2 protein-coding genes are annotated in these 1,978 nt (G+C 47.4%); both read left to right on the top strand.

What is annotated here, in order from left to right:
- The coding region (locus AC5KOD_RS01375; protein WP_496912757.1) for an MSCRAMM family protein at positions 1-795 on the top strand (795 nt) is incomplete at its 5' end.
- Positions 774-1,978: MSCRAMM family protein (locus AC5KOD_RS01380; protein WP_496912758.1), on the top strand; the 1,205-nt coding region annotated here is incomplete at its 3' end. The genes AC5KOD_RS01375 and AC5KOD_RS01380, both read left to right, overlap by 22 nt.

Raw genomic sequence — 1,978 nt, forward strand, 5'->3', positions numbered from 1 at the left:
AATGCCACGTATGAAATCAAGAACAGTGCGGGAACCGTGGTCGTACCGAGTACGACAGCAATAACGAATGCCAGTGGCTTGTATACAACAGGGTATCTAACCGCAGGAACCTATACAGTAACGGAAAAAGGAGCCCCAACTAATTATAACTTGGCGAGTCCCGCAACTCAGACAGTCGTGGTAGCCAAAGGAGGCAATCCGACAGTCACTTTTGAAAATGAGCGTCAAAAAGGAAGCATCCAGATCACGAAAAAAGATGACGCGGGCAAGCTTCTTCAAGGAGCGACTTATGAAATTAAAAATAGTGCGGGAACCGTGGTTGTGCCAAGTACCACCGCGATAACCAATGCATCAGGCGTTTACTTAAGTCCAAGTCTACCAACGGGCAGTTATACGGTGACGGAAAAAGGAGCGCCAGCGGGTCACATCTTATTAACGGGAGCAGCAGCGAGTAAGTCAGTGTCGGTCACAACAGGAGCAGTCGGCAAGGTAGAGTTTGTGAATGACCGTCAAGGGAAACTCACGATTAAGAAAGTAGATAAAGAAAGCAAGGCGGTACTAGCGAATGCCACGTATGAAATCAAGAACAGTGCGGGAACCGTGGTCGTACCGAGTACGACAGCAATAACGAATGCAAGTGGCTTGTATACAACAGGGTATCTAACCGCAGGAACCTATACAGTAACGGAAAAAGGAGCCCCGACCAATTATAACTTGGCGAGTCCAGCTAGCCAGTCAGTTGTGGNATCAAAAATAGTGCAGGAACGGTGGTTGTGCCAAGTACCACCGCGATAACCAATGCATCAGGCGTTTACTTAAGTCCAAGTCTACCAACAGGGAGCTACACGGTGACGGAAAAAGGAGCGCCAGCCGGTCATATCTTATTGACAGGAGCGGCAGCAAGTAAGTCAGTGTCGGTCACAACGGGAGCAGTCGGCAAGGTAGAATTTATCAATGACCGCCAAGGCAAATTGACGATTAAGAAAGTAGATAAAGAAAGCAAGGCTGTATTGGCAAATGCCACGTATGAAATCAAGAACAGTGCAGGAACGGTGGTTGTGCCAAGCACGACAGCAATAACGAATGCAAGTGGCTTGTATACAACAGGGTATCTAACCGCAGGAACCTATACAGTAACGGAAAAAGGAGCCCCGACCAATTATAACTTGGCGAGTCCAGCTAGCCAGTCAGTTGTGGTAGCCAAAGGAGGTAATCCGACAGTTACTTTTGAGAATGAGCGTCAAAAGGGAAGTATTCAAATCACCAAAACCGATGACACAGGTAAGCTCCTTCAAGGAGCCACTTATGAAATCAAGAATAGTGCCGGAGTGACGGTTGTCCCAAGTACCATTGCCATTACGAATGCCTCAGGCGTTTATCTGAGCCCAAGTTTGCCAACAGGAGAGTATACGGTCACAGAGTTAGGCGCCCCCGTTGGTCATGATGTTCTGAAAGGCGCCGCAGCCACGAAACCTGTCTCTGTGAAAACAGGAGAGATTGGAAAAGTAGCATTTGCCAATGATCGACAAGCGAAGATAGTGGTAGAAAAGCGGGATAAAGACACTAAAGCACTTCTAGCAGGAGCGACCTACGAGGTGAAAAATAGCGCAGGAGCAGTCGTCGCTCGGGGAACTACCACAGCAGGAGGAACGATCAAAACCGGCTACTTATCAGCAGGAACTTATACAGTAATAGAAACAGTCGCTCCAACGAATTACAACTTGCCAAGTCCCGCCATCCAATCAGTGACGCTGACTAAAGGAAACGACGAAACAGTGACGTTCTTTAACGAACGCAAAAAAGGCGGGCTTCAACTTGTCAAAGTAGACAGTGAGAATAAAACAAGGAAATTGGCAGGGGCTCTCTTCGACATTGCCAGTGACAGTAAGGGGACCACGATTTTATATAAAAATCAGAAAACCTCTGCCTCTGGTGAAATCAATCTGCCGAATTTACCAACCGGTGAGTATTATGTGAA

This window comes from Vagococcus sp. WN80Y, from assembly GCF_059621045.1.